Annotated in this window: 12 protein-coding genes; 1 reads left to right on the top strand and 11 read right to left on the bottom strand. The window is 60.2% G+C overall.

The genetic code is table 11. The features are described from left to right. From N2601_RS27990 to N2601_RS27970, 5 genes are all read right to left on the bottom strand, one after another. Complete coding sequence (locus N2601_RS27990) at nucleotides 1-951, bottom strand: DUF58 domain-containing protein (protein WP_104827625.1); 951 nt, start codon at nucleotides 949-951, stop codon at nucleotides 1-3. Nucleotides 952-960: 9 nt separating this feature from the next. Beyond that, the gene (locus N2601_RS27985) at nucleotides 961-1,938 is read right to left on the bottom strand and encodes an AAA family ATPase (RefSeq protein ID WP_104827988.1); all 978 of its coding nucleotides are present in this window, start codon (nucleotides 1,936-1,938) and stop codon (nucleotides 961-963) included. Nucleotides 1,939-2,005: 67 nt separating this feature from the next. Further along, complete coding sequence (locus tag N2601_RS27980) at nucleotides 2,006-3,640, bottom strand: arylsulfatase (RefSeq protein ID WP_104827624.1); 1,635 nt, start codon at nucleotides 3,638-3,640, stop codon at nucleotides 2,006-2,008. A gap of 187 nt (nucleotides 3,641-3,827) precedes the next feature. After that, entirely contained in the window at nucleotides 3,828-3,959 is a 132-nt protein-coding gene (locus N2601_RS27975; RefSeq protein WP_260304416.1) for a hypothetical protein, read from the bottom strand. A 26-nt stretch (nucleotides 3,960-3,985) separates the two neighbouring features. After that, nucleotides 3,986-4,495: a polyketide cyclase gene (locus N2601_RS27970; protein ID WP_104827987.1), complete on the bottom strand. Its 510-nt coding sequence runs from the start codon at nucleotides 4,493-4,495 to the stop codon at nucleotides 3,986-3,988. Between the two features lie 116 nt (nucleotides 4,496-4,611). Between N2601_RS27970 and N2601_RS27965 the strand changes: the two genes are divergently transcribed. Next, nucleotides 4,612-5,511: a LysR family transcriptional regulator gene (locus tag N2601_RS27965; RefSeq protein ID WP_104827986.1), complete on the top strand. Its 900-nt coding sequence runs from the start codon at nucleotides 4,612-4,614 to the stop codon at nucleotides 5,509-5,511. 20 nt (nucleotides 5,512-5,531) lie between these two features. Here the strand turns inward: N2601_RS27965 and N2601_RS27960 are convergent, their stop codons facing one another. The 6 genes from N2601_RS27960 to N2601_RS27935 all read right to left on the bottom strand — a co-directional run bounded on the left by N2601_RS27960 (nucleotide 5,532) and on the right by N2601_RS27935 (nucleotide 12,404). After that, nucleotides 5,532-7,184 carry a GMC oxidoreductase gene (locus N2601_RS27960; protein WP_104827623.1) on the bottom strand — a complete coding sequence of 551 codons (1,653 nt, stop codon included), beginning with the start codon at nucleotides 7,182-7,184 and terminating at the stop codon, nucleotides 5,532-5,534. A 30-nt stretch (nucleotides 7,185-7,214) separates the two neighbouring features. Then, a complete protein-coding gene (locus N2601_RS27955) occupies nucleotides 7,215-8,297 on the bottom strand; it encodes an ABC transporter ATP-binding protein (RefSeq protein WP_104827622.1) in 1,083 nt (360 codons plus the stop codon). Nucleotides 8,298-8,301: 4 nt separating this feature from the next. Continuing rightward, entirely contained in the window at nucleotides 8,302-9,186 is an 885-nt protein-coding gene (locus N2601_RS27950; protein ID WP_104827621.1) for a carbohydrate ABC transporter permease, read from the bottom strand. Further along, nucleotides 9,186-10,073 (bottom strand): carbohydrate ABC transporter permease, encoded by an 888-nt coding sequence (locus N2601_RS27945; protein WP_104827620.1) that lies wholly within the window; start codon nucleotides 10,071-10,073, stop codon nucleotides 9,186-9,188. Before N2601_RS27945 ends, N2601_RS27950 begins: the two co-directional genes overlap by 1 nt. Before the next feature lie 82 nt (nucleotides 10,074-10,155). Then, nucleotides 10,156-11,391 carry an ABC transporter substrate-binding protein gene (locus tag N2601_RS27940; protein WP_104827619.1) on the bottom strand — a complete coding sequence of 412 codons (1,236 nt, stop codon included), beginning with the start codon at nucleotides 11,389-11,391 and terminating at the stop codon, nucleotides 10,156-10,158. A gap of 59 nt (nucleotides 11,392-11,450) precedes the next feature. Beyond that, complete coding sequence (locus tag N2601_RS27935; protein ID WP_104827618.1) at nucleotides 11,451-12,404, bottom strand: sugar phosphate isomerase/epimerase family protein; 954 nt, start codon at nucleotides 12,402-12,404, stop codon at nucleotides 11,451-11,453. Nucleotides 12,405-12,607 lie beyond the last annotated feature (203 nt).

Here is a 12,607-nt window from a genome sequence, read left to right as displayed (position 1 = left end):
TCATCGCCTCCGTTGCCGCCAGGCGGATTGCTCCAGCAGGCGGCGGAGCTGCGGCGCGGTTTCTTCCGCGGTTGAAATCGGCAGCATTGGAAGGCCAAGCTCTCGTTGCCAGGACCGTAGTTCCCGGCCGCGCTCACGTGCGAAGCGATCGATCGCTTGCCGGACGTCGCCTTGTCTGAGCATCAGTTCTGCCTGAAGACTGCCCCCGCTGATCACGATGTTGCCCGATTGCGGCAACTGCAGAAGGAAGGGATCGTAAACGAGGAGGCAGATCACGTCGTTATGTGCCGAGAGGCGCAGCAGCGTGTTGCGTGTCGCCGCCGTATGACCATCGAAGTCGCTGATGAAGACGACGAGATGATCATGATGAGCGATGTTCGCGACGCGGGCAGCAACGGCGTCGAGCGCGGCGAGACCGGGCGTTCCGGCATAGGCAGCGCTCAACCCTGTATTCTGGCGGGCAATCCTGTCGGCAAGGCCCATGACGGCTTCCCGGCTGCGGTGCGGCCTGAGCTCGACAATCTCGCTGTCGTTGAACACGAAGCCGCCGACCCGGTCGCCGGAGCCGAGAATCCGCCAGGCGCAGAGCATGGCCGCCTCCGCTGCGGTCACCGATTTCATCGACCGTCGGCTGCCGAAGAACATGTTGATGCGCTGGTCGACGACGATCAGCGCTGGCCGTTCCTTCTCTTCCGTGTAGACGCGGACTGCCGGCCTGCTGGTGCGTGCCGTGACCCGCCAGTCGATTGTGCGGATGTCGTCCCCCGGCAGATAGTCGCGCAGTTCCTCAAAACTCAGGCCCCGGCCACGCATCGACGAGCGCATCCGGCCGGAAAGTTGACGATGGCTCCGCGCCTTTTGGACGAAGGTCAGGTCGCGAGCCTGGCGCTCGAGAGCGACGAGCTGCTCGGTGCTGACATGGACGCCTGTGCTGCCTTCGTTGCGAGCCATGGCCGTTCCTCATGAAACCGCCACGAGTTCGACGATGCGGTCGATGACCTGATCTGGCGCGGTGTTGGAGGCATGAGCCTCGTAGGAGAGGATCAGGCGATGGCGGAAAACGTCGCTGACAACAGCCTTGACGTCGTCGGGGATGACATAGTCGCGACCCCTCAGCCAGGCATAGGAGCGGGAAACTTTGTCGAGACCGATGACGCCGCGCGGGCTGACACCGACCTGCAGCAATTTGGCGAGGTCCTTGTCATATCTGTCGGGGTATCGCGTGGCGAAGACCAAAGCGACGATGTATTTCTCTATGGGATCGGAGACGGCAACCGCTCCTATCTCCTTGCGTGCCTCGAATATTGCTTGCGGATCAAGCCTTTGCTGCGGCGTGGCCTTGCCCTCTCCATGTGCTTCTTTTTCCTCATCGCGATTGAGCCGCATGATTGCTCCTTCGGATGTTTCGTTGGGATAGCCGACCTCCACATGCATCAGGAAGCGGTCGAGCTGCGCTTCGGGGAGGGGATAGGTACCCTCCTGCTCGATCGGATTCTGCGTCGCCATCACCATGAAAAGCGCGGGCAGAGGATAGCTCTTGCCCCCGACGGTTACCTGCCGCTCCTCCATCGCTTCCAGCAAGGCCGACTGCACCTTTGCGGGCGCGCGATTAATCTCGTCGGCGAGGATCAGGCTGGCGAAAATCGGTCCCTGCTGAAACTTGAACTCGCCCCTGCCGCCCTCGCTGAAATAGATCTCCGAGCCGGTGATATCGGCCGGCAGCAGGTCCGGTGTGAACTGGATGCGCGAGAGCTCGGCGTCGAGATTCCTCGCCAGGCTCTTGATGGCGCGCGTCTTCGCCAACCCCGGCAGGCCCTCGACCAGAAGATGGCCATTGGCGAGCAGCCCAAGGAGAAGCCGCTCGACCATCGCCTCCTGGCCGATGATCGAACGGCCAATCCGTGCGCTCAGCGCGATAATGTCGTCACGTGCGGTCATGCTCGTCCCGTCCATATTGGAAGCGGGCGAGGCCTTCAGGCCACGCCCGTCGATGGGGTTCGCCGAACTACTTGGCTGTCGCCGGACTTTGTTCCAGCGATTTCATCAGTGCGTCGATCATCTGGTCCACGCTGAAGCTGGCCGGCCGCTGGCTGGGCGGATACTCGCGGAAAGTTTGCAGGAATGGAGCCACCCGCCAGACGCCATACTGCACGAGATAGGCGTTCTTTGCGTACCAGTCATAATACTGGTCGGAAACGATATCCGCCCGCTCATAAGGGTCCATTCGAAGATTGAAGGTCTTCGGAGCGCGAAGGCATGTGAACGGATTGGCCCAAACCTGAAAACCGCCCGGCTGACGCTGTTCGCAGAAGACGAGCTTCCAGTCGCCGAAGCGATAGGCGACAAGCTGGCCGTCGTCATCGAAGTAGAAGAATTCGGTACGGGCCGATTTCGGCTGTTGCCCTGTCAGATATGGAAGCTGATTATAGCCGTCGAGATGGACCTTGAACTGGTTGCCGCTAATCGCCGTTCCCTTGAGAAGGCGGTCCTTGATGTCGGGGTCGCCGGCAGCCGCGAGCAACGTCGGGAACCAGTCAAGTCCGGATACCATCTCATTGGATGTTTCACCCGCCTTTACATGGCCGGGCCAACGGATGATCGCGGGTACCCGGAAAGCGCCTTCCCAGTTTGTATCCTTTTCACTTCGGAACGGCGTCGTTGCGGCATCCGGCCATGACCATTGGTTCGGGCCGTTGTCGGTCGTGTATAGCACGATCGTATTGTCGGCGATGTTGAGATCGTCCAGTGCTTTCAGCAGTTTGCCGACGTCGCCGTCGTGCTCGATCATACCGTCGGCATAGTCGTTGCCGGGCATGCCGCTTTGGCCCTGCATGGATTGCCGGACGTGGGTGAAAGCATGCATTCGGGTCGTGTTCATCCAGGTGAAGAAGGGCTTACCCTCCTTTGCCTTCCTTTGCATGAAATCGATGGCGGCGGCCGTCGTTTCGTCATCGACCGTCTCCATGCGTTTCCGGTTCAAAGCGCCAGTGTCTTCGATCTTGCCGTCCGATGACGCCTTGAGAACGCCGCGCGGAGAGTTCGTGCGGACGAATTCCTGGTCATCTTTCGGATAGTAGGGCCGTTCCGGCTCCTCCTCGGCATTGAGATGGTAAAGATTGCCATAGAACTCGTCGAACCCGTGGTTGGTCGGTAGGAATTCGTCCCGATCGCCGAGATGGTTCTTGCCGAACTGGCCCGTTGCATAGCCGAGCGGCTTCAGGGCTTGTGCGATCGTGATATCGCGGGGCTGGAGGCCGACCGTTGCGCCCGGGATACCAACCTTGCAAAGGCCGGTGCGCAGGCAGACCTGACCGGTGATGAAGGTCGAGCGCCCTGCCGTGCAACTGTTTTCGGCGTAGTAGTCCGTAAACATCGTCCCTTCCTTGGCGAGGCGGTCGATGTTCGGCGTCCGGTAGCCCATGACGCCAAAGGAATAGGCGCTGATGTTCGTCTGGCCGATATCGTCGCCGAAGATGACGAGAATGTTGGGCTTCGAGCCGGCATTGTCCGTCGCCGGCGTTGTTGCAGACGGTGCAGCCTGCTGTGCATGGACCGGGAATGACGCAAGCGAAATTGCGCCGAGCGTTATAGCGAGAGCCGCGGTGGCACCGAGGAGGCGTCGAGAGAAGGCCGTGTTCATCACGTCCTCCTCGCCATGTCGTGGTCGTTCAACATTACGGTCTCCTTTGGTCGGGCAGTGTCTGGCGCTGCCGAAACTGGATGTCGTATTCGACCACGCCACACTTCTCCCGATAAGGTTCCCGTGGAAGTACGTTACGGTAAACGCGGACGTTGCGGACGTAACAGAAGACGTAAATCGGGATGGGCTACTGGGTCAGCGGCTGCGACTTTGGATTGGTCTTGAGCGCATCGTCGACGTCGGCCGCCTGTTGCTCGGCGGCCGTCAGCGATGACGATGAATCGATCCGCGCCATCGAGCGGGGGGTGGATCTTGGCATTCGCTTCTTATAGGCGCGTCTTGCCACTATCTCGTGGCCGTGCGAGCGGCAGCAATCAAACCATCCAGCCAGTCTTGGTGGCCGTTGATCATGGGGTTGGGCTTGGTCTTTGCCAGATCTTCGGCAGGCTTGCCCTTTTGTGTCTCCTGGGTGAGAACGCGAACCCGCCCGCCCGGCAGTTCCTCGATCAGCCATGCGTGATGAACGTCAAGACGGGTCTCGCCTTCACCAGCCCAGCCATGCCAGGCGACACGACCCGGCTTTCCTTTCGTTGGAGGCACGTATTCGACGACCTCAGCTTCGACGGGAAATCCAAAGGTCTCAAAATAAAAGCGCACGCCTTCTTCCAGTTCCGGCCCTTTGCTGTCGTAGAAGCGGACATTCGCGGAATTGGGATAGTAGCTTGGCCAGAGCGTGGCTTGACTGAGCTGTGGCCAGACATCAGCAACCTGAAGATCGGCGGCGATGACCTCGTTGGAGGAGAAGTTTTCGGTGAAGCCTGGAAGGTAGCCTTCCGGCCATTGAATTGCATTCATCATTCGGAAATTCCTCATACTGCAGCCTGCTGGAGGTCGTGCTCGTTTCGTATTGCTCCGTAATGCCAAATATGCAGACATAAGGGAAATTGGCATTCATGATGATGGATATAAGAATGCGAGATATCAGATCCCTGGACCTCAATCTCCTCAAGGCGCTTGACGCCCTATTGGACGAACGCAGTGTTACTCGCGCCGCCGAACGGCTCGGCCTTACTCAGCCTGCGGTCAGCGGTATGCTCACGAGAATGCGAGTGAGCTTCGATGATCCGCTCTTTGTCCGAACCCAGCGCGGGGTTGTGCCGACGCTGAGAGCGATGGAACTCGCTGGGCCGGTTAAACAAGTCCTGGGCGACGTAGAAGCATTGCTTCAGCCGCCGACATTCGATCCTGCTACGGCGGAGTTCACAATGTCTATCGCGGCGACAGACTACGCGCTGCATGCTGTTGTCCTCCCTTTCCTGCCGAAGCTAAGGGCAGTCTCCTCAGGTGTACGCGTGGCCGTGCGGCCCTTGGAGCACGATAGGGCACAGATGCAGTTCGAGCGTGGCGATCTCGATCTGGCGCTCGTGACGCCGGAAACTGCGCCGCCGGACCTGCATGCGCGCCATCTCTTCGACGAGACCTACGTGTGCGCCATGCGCGAGGGACATCCAGACGCTTGTGGGCCGATCGATCTCGACCGGTTTTGCGCACTGGACCACGCGCTCGTATCTTATTCCGGCGAGCGCTTCTGGGGCGTCACCGACGACGCTTTGGCCTCCCTTGGCCGCCGACGGCGGGTCGCGCTTTCCGTAACCAGCTTCCTTATCCTTGCCGAAATCTTACGCAGTACTGACCTGATCGCCGTTGTTCCTCGACGTCTTGTTGAAGGCGTCGAGGGCATTTTGGTGAAGGAGTCGCCAGTCAGCATTCCTGGATTCTCGAAGATCGCGGTTTGGCATGAACGAACGCATAGCGATCCGCGCCATCGGTGGATCCGCTCGATGATATTCGAGACGCTTGCGGTCACCTGACCCGATCTGACGTACGGGGCTCACGTATCATTTGCTGAGTGTCGGCTGACAAGATTCCGGCAGGCGCGGACCGTCAACGCCATGACGGTAAGTGTCGTGCCCGCGATGCCACTGCCGGGAAAGGCACTGGCGTCGGTGACGATGACATTAGGAACATCCCAAAGCTGGTTGTAAGGGTTCAGCACCGAACTCCCCCGGTCGCTCCCCATCCGCGCTCCGCCGGTTTCATGGATTGCCGCTCCCATGCACATAGTCTTGCGGAACCATTTTCGGAACATGAAGCGGCTGAACGGATCGGCGTCGGGGAAGGCGCCGCGTCCCATTTCCATGAGGCCGGTGGGGGAGCCGATGAACTCGAGATCGCCGCCGACGCTTCGCACCATGTCGATGAGCACCTCTTCCTGCTGGCGGAGAAGCGCGTGCTCTTCTTGGCCCATGAGGCAGCGGATATGGGGAACGGGGATCCCCCAGGCATCTTTGCGTCGCGCGTTGAGGGTAATGCGATTGTCCGCGTAGGGCAGCATGCGACCAAAGCCAAAGAATGCCAGCCGCGACGGCTTGTCATCGGGCGTCGGCGTCCGGCCGATGCTGCCCTGGTAGTCGAAATCGCCGCGACCGGCATCGCCGGTTCCAAAGCGCGGCACGAAGATGCCGCCCGAGGGATTGTAGAAAGGATCGGTCGGGGCGGAATCGTCGGTCGCCCATCCTTTTGCCTTGCCGAAGGAGCCGAAGGCAAGGCATGGCAACTGATCCATGAAATAACGCCCGAGCGCACCAGAGCTGTTGCCCAGTCCCTCTGGGTGCCTGGCGGATGCCGAATTCAAAAGCAGCCGCACGCTTTCGATCGGCGAAGCCGACAGCACCACAAGGGTGGCATACGCGGTCTCGACCTTGCCGGTGACGCGATCGATGAACTCGGCGCCGGTTGCCCGGGTGCCTTGCTCATCCGTCGCGATGCGGCGGACGATCGCATCGTGGCGGATGGTCAGCCGCCCGGTCGCGAGCGCCTCCCTCAAGGGCTTTGGCGTACGTTCTGCATCCGGCGCGATATAGCGCCAGGACACGACATGCCGCTGCGGCCAGCGACCTTCCACTTCGCTCTTGAAGATTTGTTCGGCGGGTGTGAGTTTTGCCAGACGCGCATAAATGCCGTCCGGCAGGGTCTCTACACCATCAGGATTGCCGTAGAGCCCAAGGCCGGCTTCAACCTCCTCGTAATAAGGCACGAGATCGTCATAGCTGACCGGCCAGTCCACGCCTTTACCTGTTCGCGACTGGATCTTGAAGTCGTCATCCGTCCAGCGCAGCAGCACGCGACCGAAACTGTGCAGGCGACCGCCGCCCTGCCTGCCGCGGATCCAGAGGAACGGCGCATCCTTTGGCGTGGTGTAAGGGTTCTTTCGGTCATTGACGAAGAAATGGCTGAAACGCTCGGTGAAGAAGGCGGCGCGCGCCTGGATGGGCTGGCCCTTTATCGTCGCGCGTGCGCGCTCCCATATGTTGATGCTGCTGGCCGGCAGTTTCTTGCGAGTCGGATCAAAATCCTTCTGGCTTACTGCGGGACCAGCTTCGAGCAAAAGCACTGAAAGCCCCTGAGCGGTCAATTCTTTGGCGGCGAAGGAGCCGGCGGCGCCGGAACCGATCACCAGCGCGTCGTAGACAGTCTGAGACATGGGTAGCTTCCGTATGACATGAAAGTGGCTTTAGAGGCGGGCGCCATCGGCGTCGAAGAGGGAGGCTTTGGCGACATCGAGCCCTGGGTTGATCGTCGTGCCCGGCTGGAGTGCGGCATCCCCCATGATGCGGTAGGAGAGGCTTTGTCCCGCCCAGTCGAACCACAGCACGGTGTCAGCTCCCATTGGCTCGACGACCGAGACGATGCCGGGAATGGTGGGCCAACCGCTTGCAGCGCCATCCGGCGCGATGTGTTCCGGCCGGATGCCGAGCGTAGCAGGACCTGGCGTGACGGGTGCCAGAAATGGATAATCGGTCAGGTCGATGGTCAGGCCGTTGCTTTCAAAGACCGGGGTCTCTGCCTTGATGGCGATCTCGCCCTTGATGAAGTTCATCGCCGGTGCGCCGATGAAACCGGCAACGAAAAGGTTTGCGGGGCGATGGTAGATCTCGGATGGGCTGGCAAGCTGCTGGATTACACCGTCCTTCATGATGGCGATGCGGTCGGCCAGGGTCAGCGCTTCGACCTGGTCATGCGTCACATAGATCATCGTGTTGCCCAGGCTCTGATGCAGCTTTTTGATCTCGACGCGCAATTCGTTGCGTAGCTTGGCATCGAGATTGGAAAGCGGCTCGTCGAATAGGAAGACGTTGACCTCGCGCACCAGGGCGCGGCCGATTGCGACGCGCTGGCGCTGGCCGCCAGACAGTTCCGAAGGGCGGCGATCGAGCAGTGTGTCGAGATGGAGAAGCGAAGCGGTTCGGGCAATGCGCGCCTCGATCTCGGCCTTGGGAAGGCCCGCCACGCGCAAGCCGAAGGACAGGTTCTTGCGCACCGACATGCGCGGGTAGAGGGCATAGGATTGGAACACCATGCCGATGCCGCGGTCCTTCGGTTCGGCCCAGGTGACGTTCTTGTCCGATATCCAGATCTCGCCATCGCTGATGTCCTGAAGACCCGCGATGGAGTTGAGCAGGGTCGACTTTCCGCAGCCGGACGGCCCCAGCAGGACGAGAAATTCGCGTGGCGCAATATCGATCGACAGCTTCTCGATGACGGTATGGTCGCCATAGGCAATCTTGAGGTCTTTTACGGATACGGCAGGCTGCATGGCGTTATCCCTTGACGGCGCCGGCGGCGACACCACGCAGGAACCAGCGGCCGGAGAAGAAATAGATGGCGAGTGGAACGACGGCTGTCAGGATAGTGGCCGCCATGTTCACGTTGTAGGCGCGCTCGCCCATTGTGGTGTTGACGATGTTGTTGAGCTGCACGGTCATCGGCAGGTTGTCCCTCCCGGCAAAGACCAGGCCGATCAGGAAGTCGTTCCAGATCCCGGTGAACTGGAAGATGGAGGCGACGACGACCATCGGTACCGACATGGGCAGCATGATCTCGACGAAGATCCGCCAGAAGCCGGCGCCGTCGACGCGTGCGGCCTTGCAGAGCTCTTCGGGGATGGCGACGAAATAATTGCGGAACAGCAGCGTCACCAGCGGCAGGCCGAAAATGACATGAACCAGGACGACACCTGCCACCGAGTTATAAAGGCTCAGATTGGCGAGCAGGCGCACCAGCGGATAAAGGAAGATCTGATAGGGGATGAGGCCGCCGGCCATCAGAAGTCCGAAGAGCAGGCCCGATCCCCTCGGTCGCCAGAAGGACAGGGCATAACCGTTGATCGCACCGATGAAGACGGAAATCGCCACGGCCGGTACGGTGATCTTCACCGAATTCCAGAACCCGATGCGCACGCCAAGGCATTGCGTGCCCATGCAGGCTCCAGACCACGCTGTCTTCCATGCATCGAAAGTGACCGGGCTGGGCCAGGCGAAGATACGGCCCTGACGGATTTCCTCCATCGTTTTCAAGGAGGTGACGAGCATCGTGTAGAGCGGCAACAGGAAAAACAGCGCCGAAAGGATCAGGAAGGCATAGAGCCCGATCTGGCCGGCTGTCAGTCGCGAAGGTTTTGGGCCGCGGGCGTGAAGGGCTGCCATCAACGCGCTCCCCTTCTTCTGGCGCGCATGGCAAGCGCATAGCGAAACGGTGCAACGGCGATGATGACGGAGAGCACCAGGACCGTGGCTCCCGCGCTCGCCAGTCCGAGGTTCTGGCGTTCGAACAGATTGTCCATAATGAATTTTGCAGGCACTTCCGTCGAATAGCCGGGTCCGCCGCCGGTCTGCGCCACGATCAGATCATAGGTCTTGATCACGCCCATGGAGAGCAGCATGCCCGATGCCGCAAGCGCCGGCCCAAGTTGCGGCAGGATAATGGAGAGATAGATGCGCCAGATCGGTATTCCGTCGATCTGGGCGGCTTTCCATTGCTCTTCGCCGATGCCGCGCATGCCGGAGAGCGCGATGACCATGACAAGGCCAGCCCCCTGCCAGACGCCAGCGAAGACGACGGTATAGATCGCCATGTCGCGATTGACGATCCAGTCGAAGACGAAGCCTTGCCAGCCAAACGCCCGGACGGTGGCCTGAATGCCGAGGGTCGGGTTCAGCATCCACTGCCAGATGAGGCCCGTGACCACGAAGGACATGGCATAGGGATAGAGGAATATGGTGCGGAACATGCTTTCGAAGCGGACCTTGCGGTCAAGGGCGGCTGCCAGCACGAAGCCGAGGGCGAGGCAGCCTGCGACATAGAGCGCGCCGAAGATCAGCACATTTTCCAATGAGGCGAGCCAGCGCGAATTCTTAAACAGCCTGGTATATTGGGCAAAGCCGACATAGTTGGACGACGGGAAGATCGTCGAATCCGTGAAGGACAGCCGCACCGACCAGACCATGGTGCCGATATAGACGAAAATCGCGGCGAGCCATGTCGGCAGGAGCGCACAGGTCGCAGCAAGGGAACGTCTGCGCTTGGCTTGCATCGGCAAACTCTCTCAACAAATTCTCGCAAAAGGAATAGGCAGAGCCGACCGGCGTCCCTGCCGGTCGGCGCCTGACGAGGCCCTATTCGAAGATCGCGAAGAATTTCTCGGCGCCGGAGGCGCTATCTTCCGAAGGGTTGGTCCAGAACTCGTCTACAAAGTCGTTGAGTGCGCCGGCTTGCTGCGGGGAGAGGATCAGAGCCTGGTCCGGCACGATCTTGCCCGCGCTCATCAATTCCAGTCCTTTCTGCGCGCATATATCGAGCTTCGACTTATCGACGTCGGTGCGCATCGGCACGGAACCCTTCTTGAGCGAGAATTCGACCTGGATGGCAGGATCCATGGCGACCTCCGCGAGCAGTGTCTGACCCTTCTGTGAAGCCGCATCGGCGATCTTCGGGAATGAGAAGGAATCGGCGACATAGACCATCCCCGGCGATTGCGGGGCGAGCATGCAGCCATAGTCCTTGCCGAGCGCTTTGCCGGCGGCAACGAATTCGCCCTTGGCCCAATCGCCCATGAACTGCACGCCGGCCTTTCCGGTGATGACCATGGCAGTTGCGTCATTCCAGTTGCGCCCTGCGGCACCTTCATCGACATAGGCACGCAGCTTGCCGAGAATATCGAGCGTCTTTTTCACGCCTTCCGTCGATGCCTCGCCCTTGTCCTTGCCGACATAGATCTTCAGGAAGCCGTCGATGCCGACCTGTGTCAGCAGGATCATGTTGAAGACCTTGGATTCCTGCCAGGATTGGCCGCCCCAGGCGACCGGCTGTACGCCGGCGGCCTTGAGCTTGTCGAGAGCCGCGAAGAATTCGTCCCAGCTCTTGGGCTCTTCGCTCACGCCGGCCTTGGCGAAGGTCTCCTTGGAATAAAATACCCAGCTTTCGCCATGGGCGCCGGTGGGCGCAAGATAGACCTGGCCGTTGTATGAAATGAGGTCGGCGATCGATTTCGGCAGGACATCCGCCCATTTTCCGGCTTTCGCGATGCCATCGATGGGGCTCAGAAGGCCCTGACTGACGAAGTCCGCATTGGCGAGACCGAGCACGGTCTGCTTGGCGGCCGGCGGATCGCCAGCGACCAAGCGGTTCTGAAACGCTGCATCGGCCGCGCCGAAACCGGCAATGGACGAATCCTTCCAGATCCCGCCGCGTTTTTCAAACTCCTGTTTAATGACGTCCAGAGCTGCCGCTTCTCCGCCGGAGGTCCAGGAGGTCATCACCTCGGCTTTCGGCTTGTCTTCGGCACGGGCCGAGGAAATGGCTGCCGAGAGCACGGCGGCTCCCACCAGTAGGAGCTTCATTGTATTTTTCATCGTTCCACCTCTTCAAGAAAGCCCTCTTGGCGGGGCTTTTGGTTTTCGGGTCATGAAAATCAGCGATAGGTCGGCAAAAGCGCCTGCCGCACGAGCTTGAGCCCATTTGCGATGTCGGCGACCGGATCCGGTGCGGCATCGAGCTCGAGAATGGCCCAGCCCTCATAGCCGCGGTCTCGCAACAGCCTGATCCAGCCCGGCCAATCGACGCGGCCGAGTCCGAAGCCGCAGAAATAGGGGTGATGGCGATCATGGATGTGCTCGTCGATCGGGGTATCGGCCGGCATAGGTCCGAGTGCATCCTTCCAGTGGGCGATGATCATGCGCTCGTGATGACGCTCGACGACCTGCAGCGGGTCCGAGCCGGCGACGATGATATGGGCTGTGTCCGGGCACATATGCACGTAAGCCGGGTCTGTCAGCAGCATCAGCAGATCGACATCGCGGGAAGCAGCGAAGATCGAGTGCGCCTCGGTGTGAAGGGCCAGCCGCACGCCCTTCGCATAAAGAACTGCGCCAAGGCGATTGAGGAAATCGGCAATCTTGCGCGCCTGCTCGAAATCGAAGAACCGCACCGGCTGGGCGCCGAGCGTCTGACGCAGCGGCGCGCCGATGACCATGATATCGCTGCCGCAGGCTTTGAGGAATTCAGCGTATTTCTCCGCCTTTTCGATGATGGCAGCCTGTGCGTTCGCCTCCGTAAAATCGCCCGCCGCTTCCAGCTCTGCGAAAAAGCCGCTCGCCAGTGTCAGTCCGCGCCTGGAAAGCTCGGCGGCGAAAGCCTCCACCGAGCCGTAGGTCTTCGTCGCGTCCTGCCAGTTGAACGGCGAAAAGGTCAACTCCACGCCGCTAACGCCGGAAGCCTGCACGGCATCAAGGATCTTGTCCCAAAAAACGCGGGGTTCGCTTCGGGAGAGTGCAATGATGCTGTCGTAATCCTTCACGCCCCAGAAACCGGGGTGGAAAAAGGTGACGAGATCGACGCCAAAGCGAAGCCGTTCGGTTGAGGTCATGACGCTATCTGTTCTCCGGGCATGGGGGATCGGTTGTGGAGTTGAGGTCCACAACGAATAATCCATAATGATTTCAATGCGCTGTCATTGGCAATCGTTTGCCATGCCCAGATAGTAGACAAGTCGTTTTTTTATGCAAGCGGTTTTTGGCAATCGTTTGCTATATGGCTGCGATTACCGTAGCATCCGGCGCAGCAGGCATC

Source organism: Rhizobium sp. CB3060 (assembly GCF_025200735.1).
Lineage (GTDB): Bacteria > Pseudomonadota > Alphaproteobacteria > Rhizobiales > Rhizobiaceae > Rhizobium.
This window is presented reverse-complemented; position numbering and strand designations above follow the sequence as displayed.

Coding starts and splice junctions, on each gene's coding strand:
- N2601_RS27975 (WP_260304416.1), bottom strand. CDS start 3,959: ATGCCAAGATCCACCCCCCGCTCGATGGCGCGGATCGATTCATCGTCA.
- N2601_RS27970 (WP_104827987.1), bottom strand. CDS start 4,495: ATGAATGCAATTCAATGGCCGGAAGGCTACCTTCCAGGCTTCACCGAA.
- N2601_RS27945 (WP_104827620.1), bottom strand. CDS start 10,073: ATGCAAGCCAAGCGCAGACGTTCCCTTGCTGCGACCTGTGCGCTCCTG.
- N2601_RS27935 (WP_104827618.1), bottom strand. CDS start 12,404: ATGACCTCAACCGAACGGCTTCGCTTTGGCGTCGATCTCGTCACCTTT.
- N2601_RS27990 (WP_104827625.1), bottom strand. CDS start 951: ATGGCTCGCAACGAAGGCAGCACAGGCGTCCATGTCAGCACCGAGCAG.
- N2601_RS27940 (WP_104827619.1), bottom strand. CDS start 11,391: ATGAAAAATACAATGAAGCTCCTACTGGTGGGAGCCGCCGTGCTCTCG.
- N2601_RS27950 (WP_104827621.1), bottom strand. CDS start 9,186: ATGGCAGCCCTTCACGCCCGCGGCCCAAAACCTTCGCGACTGACAGCC.
- N2601_RS27955 (WP_104827622.1), bottom strand. CDS start 8,297: ATGCAGCCTGCCGTATCCGTAAAAGACCTCAAGATTGCCTATGGCGAC.
- N2601_RS27980 (WP_104827624.1), bottom strand. CDS start 3,640: ATGAACACGGCCTTCTCTCGACGCCTCCTCGGTGCCACCGCGGCTCTC.
- N2601_RS27985 (WP_104827988.1), bottom strand. CDS start 1,938: ATGACCGCACGTGACGACATTATCGCGCTGAGCGCACGGATTGGCCGT.
- N2601_RS27965 (WP_104827986.1), top strand. CDS start 4,612: ATGCGAGATATCAGATCCCTGGACCTCAATCTCCTCAAGGCGCTTGAC.
- N2601_RS27960 (WP_104827623.1), bottom strand. CDS start 7,184: ATGTCTCAGACTGTCTACGACGCGCTGGTGATCGGTTCCGGCGCCGCC.